Annotated in this window: 5 protein-coding genes and 1 pseudogene; 4 read left to right on the plus strand and 2 right to left on the minus strand. The window is 53.8% G+C overall.

Features of this window, described 5'->3' with window-relative positions; translation table 11 throughout:
- Positions 1–514: pseudogene (locus B2R48_RS17335) on the plus strand (3-carboxy-cis,cis-muconate cycloisomerase); the annotation flags it as partial.
- A 53-nt stretch (positions 515–567) separates the two neighbouring features.
- Here the strand turns inward: B2R48_RS17335 and B2R48_RS17340 are convergent.
- Complete coding sequence (locus B2R48_RS17340; protein WP_297003032.1) at positions 568–1,050, minus strand: GNAT family N-acetyltransferase; 483 nt, start codon at positions 1,048–1,050, stop codon at positions 568–570.
- Positions 1,047–1,769: a TenA family protein gene (locus B2R48_RS17345; protein WP_297003034.1), complete on the minus strand. Its 723-nt coding sequence runs from the start codon at positions 1,767–1,769 to the stop codon at positions 1,047–1,049. Before B2R48_RS17345 ends, B2R48_RS17340 begins: the two co-directional genes overlap by 4 nt.
- Before the next feature lie 199 nt (positions 1,770–1,968).
- Between B2R48_RS17345 and B2R48_RS17350 the strand changes: the two genes are divergently transcribed.
- From B2R48_RS17350 to B2R48_RS17360, 3 genes are all read left to right on the plus strand, one after another.
- Positions 1,969–2,193, plus strand: a complete 225-nt coding sequence (locus B2R48_RS17350; RefSeq protein WP_297003035.1) for a YgaP family membrane protein — start codon at positions 1,969–1,971, stop codon at positions 2,191–2,193.
- Between the two features lie 169 nt (positions 2,194–2,362).
- Positions 2,363–2,776, plus strand: a complete 414-nt coding sequence (locus B2R48_RS17355) for a TIGR01244 family sulfur transferase (protein ID WP_297003037.1) — start codon at positions 2,363–2,365, stop codon at positions 2,774–2,776.
- Positions 2,777–2,921: 145 nt separating this feature from the next.
- Positions 2,922–3,846: peptidase C39 family protein (locus B2R48_RS17360; RefSeq protein WP_297003039.1), on the plus strand; the 925-nt coding region annotated here is incomplete at its 3' end.

Below are 3,846 nucleotides of genomic sequence, written 5' to 3' on the forward strand. Positions count from 1 at the left end.
ATCGACCATGCCGCATAAATCCAACCCCGTGCAGGCGGAAATGCTGGTGACATTTGCGCGGTTCAATGCCGGACAGCTTGGCACTTTTGCCCAGTCGCAAATCCACGAACATGAACGAAGCGGTGCAAGCTGGCTTCTAGAATGGTTGACCTTGCCGCAGATCATTACTGCTACCGGGGCGGCCCTTGCTCAGGCGGTGGATATGGTGCCTGATCTTAAAATCAATTCGGATCGGATGGTGCAAAATCTTGAACTGTCGCGCGGTGCGATGCTGGCAGAGGCCGCAACATTTGCATTGGCAGACCACCTTGGCCGCGATGCGGCCGACAAATTGGTGAAAGATGCCATTGCCAAGTCAGCAGAAAATGCATCGAACCTGTTTGATGAATTGCCAAAACTGACCGACGCCCCGGTGGATTGGGCATATATCCGTAATCCGGTAAACTATGTCGGACAGGCGGATGTGTCTATTGATCGCGTCTTGGGAGCCACCAAGCGCGGCTTGCGGGAATAGGAAAAAGGCTGCCCCAACGGCAGCCTTTTTAATGTGCGATGCTATGATGTGGTTTAACGCGGTGCGCGCAGGCGCTTTTCAACTGCGTAATTGTGAATGGGCACACCAGAAACTTCGAAGTCGCGGCGCTCGACAACGCTAAAGTCCTGTTTGAGCAGGAAGGATTTTGCAAGTTCGCTCGCCTCTGAATACAGCTTGCCGATATCCTGTTCGCGTGCCTTCGCTTCAAGGACGTCATACAGGGTCTTGGCGACACCTGTACCGGCAACATCTGGCAGCGCATAGAGAAAGCCGATATGACCATCTGCCTCGACATCGCCGAAGGCAACGGCGCGGTCATTGGCATCCACAGCAACAAGGGCAACACGCCCGTCATTCATGATTTCGGCAAAGCGTTCGGCACTGGGCAGAAGTTTTGCCCATACGGCGACCTGTTCGGGGTTATACGCCCGTGGTCCGATTTCTGTGACCGCACGTCTGTATATCTCGACCAGTGCGTCGGCGTCGCTGTCCGTGAAGGAACGGATGGTGGTCATTTCTGTGCGCCCCACGCGGTGTCAAAGAACTGATATTCAAGATCGGTCGCACGCGCGAAATAAGACAGACATTCCGAACGTTCCTGTTCGGATAGCACCGGTCCTGCTTTATCAAGCTGCGTATTGAGATAGGCCACCACACTTTCGAAATAATCGCCGATATGCAGATCAATCCATTCTGCGTACCAGAAATCATCCGGCCGTTTGGCAATGGCCTTATTGACCCGATCTGCCCAGCCAAGATAGGTGCCTTCGGCAACCGCCAGTACGGCCAGCATATTGGCGTAACGATTGCTGTCGGTGGCATCTTTCATAAGTTGTTTGAAGGACGCCGTTGCCGGCCAGTCTGGCATGTTTTCACGTGCATCATCAGATACACCAAGCGCGGCAAAGGATCGTTCGAAATAGGTGTTTTCTTCGCCCGTGACCAATGCAAGGAACTGACAGCCGGGGATGCGGTCCTTTAATTTGGGCGCGCGTGACACAGCCGCCGCCAACAAGGCAACAAACCGATCAATAAATCGGTGATCCTGAATAAGATAGTTTTCAAGATTGGCCTTGGGCAGGGCACCGTTGCCCCAAGCATCGGTAAAGGGATGATGGGTTACCGCGTGCCATTGATCTGCACATGATGCCTTGAGCCAGTCTGAAAACGCACCATTCGGGTTGGATTGGCGCCATGACGGAAAATCCGGGATGGCCGTTAAGGGTTCACTCATGTCGGTACGTTTCCTGAGGGACTTGATAACGTTTGGATTTTGAACTTTTGGCACGGTCGCAAACGTTGGGCAAGGCTGGAAATACGGCATCTACCAAAGTGCCGATCTTTGTTTGGATGTGATTGATAAGGGTCAAAGTTATCTATTGAATTATAATGTTATAAACCAACTCATCAGAGCTTTCCCCAAGGAGGAAATTATGGCGAATGTAGGTTTGGTTGATCGTATCTTGCGCGCATGCATTGGCGTTGTTTTGCTGGCTTTGCCGTTTGTCATGGCCAAGCCCGAAGATGGCAGCATGGCATTTGGGCCATATGCGTGGGTGATCCTGGCGGCAGGTGTTGTGATGCTTGTGACAGCGGCCTTGCGTTTTTGCCCGCTGTACAAGTTGTTTGGGTTGCGGACCTGCCCGCTTTCCAAATAACGCCATTGACGGCGTTTGGAACCGGAATATTCCGTTCGATCTGTTGTTGCGTGAACGTTATGCTGGCATCCGCAAATCTCTGCGGTATGCTTAGGCCGTGAACCTAGGAACGTGCTGTAAAAGCCCGATCAACCGGGCGCGGCGACCAGCAACGACGAACGGAATTGAAATGAAACGCCTGAGTGATGAACTGACTGTATCCCCGCAAATGCCGCTTGAGGCAATTGACGAAATTGCCAAGGCCGGGTTCAAGACCATCATCTGCAACCGACCGGACGGTGAAGACCCGGGACAACCGTCATTCTCTGAAATTGCCGCCAAGGCCGAAGCCGTCGGTATCAAGGCGATCTTCCAGCCGGTTGCAAGTGGCAATGTGTCGGATGCGGATGCCGATGCCTTTGCTGCCAATCTGGCGTCGGCCCCGAAGCCGATCTTTGCCTACTGCCGAAGTGGTACACGCTGCACCATCCTTTGGTCGCTGGCCAACGCCGGGCAAATGCCGGCAGGTGATATCATCAAGGCCGCGGCAGAGGCCGGGTACGACATGGCACCACTTGCGCCGCGGATTGCTGCGCGCGGCTAACGCGCCCGGACTTGCAAGCTATGCGGTGCCTTGCTGTGCAAAAAACGCAGTGAGCACCGCATAAATTGCACTATTCCTTTTGTGCGTTTCATGACGATATATCCGCGTATGCTGTTTTGGCATGCTCAAATCAAGTGATTGCGCGATGACGTCAAACGCCTCCCAACTTCATGACTTCCAATTTCGCCCCGCCCGGACCGGTGATCTGGATGCGCTGTGCGATATTGAAAACCGGTCTTTTGCGATTGACCGTCTGAACAGGCGTGCCTTCAAGCGTTTCGTTGGCAGTGAAACCGCACGGTTGATCGTGGCGGAAAATGCCAATGATGCGGGCATTGCTGGCTATGTGCTGGTGATTTTTCGTCGCAACGTGGCGCTTGCGCGCCTGTATTCCATGGCGGTGTCACCCGATCTGCGGGGGCGGGGAATTGGTGGCTCACTGATCGCGCAGGCAGAAGAGATCAGTCTCGATTTCGGTGCCCCGATCCTGCGCCTTGAGGTCAGCCAGAAAAATCCGGAAGCGATCCGTTTGTTTGCGGCAAATGGTTATCGCGAATTTGACCTTTATCCGGATTATTATCCCGACCACAGCAATGCGCTTCGTATGGAAAAGGTTTTGGTGCCAAACGCCATGCGCTTGCCGTCACCCATTCATTTCTATCACCAGACCCTGCCTTTTACCTGTGGTCCGGCGGCCCTGATGATGGCGATGAATGCGCTTGATCACGATGTCGAACTTGATCGTAATCTTGAAATCGCGTTGTGGCGCGAAGCCACGACGATATTCATGACATCCGGTCATGGCGGCTGTGGTCCGCTTGGGCTGGCGTTGGCGGCGCATAAGCGCGATTTTGACGCCGAAGTGCTTAGCAGTCGTGATGGCCCGTTATTTGTTGATACCGTGCGCAAGCCGCAAAACCGCGAAGTTGTTGAACTGGTGCATTATGACTTTGCCCGTCAGGCACTTGATGCCGGCATTTCGGTCACAACCGGTCCGTTCGGCATTGCCGAGATCGAAGAGCGCACCAAACAGGGTAAAATGGCGTTGGTCCTGATCAGCCAATACCGCA

It is taken from the genome of Thalassospira sp. UBA848, assembly GCF_002295455.1.
In the GTDB taxonomy this organism is placed as follows: Bacteria; Pseudomonadota; Alphaproteobacteria; order Rhodospirillales; family Thalassospiraceae; genus Thalassospira.

Coding starts and splice junctions, on each gene's coding strand:
- B2R48_RS17340 (WP_297003032.1), bottom strand. CDS start 1,050: ATGACCACCATCCGTTCCTTCACGGACAGCGACGCCGACGCACTGGTC.
- B2R48_RS17345 (WP_297003034.1), bottom strand. CDS start 1,769: ATGAGTGAACCCTTAACGGCCATCCCGGATTTTCCGTCATGGCGCCAA.
- B2R48_RS17350 (WP_297003035.1), top strand. CDS start 1,969: ATGGCGAATGTAGGTTTGGTTGATCGTATCTTGCGCGCATGCATTGGC.
- B2R48_RS17355 (WP_297003037.1), top strand. CDS start 2,363: ATGAAACGCCTGAGTGATGAACTGACTGTATCCCCGCAAATGCCGCTT.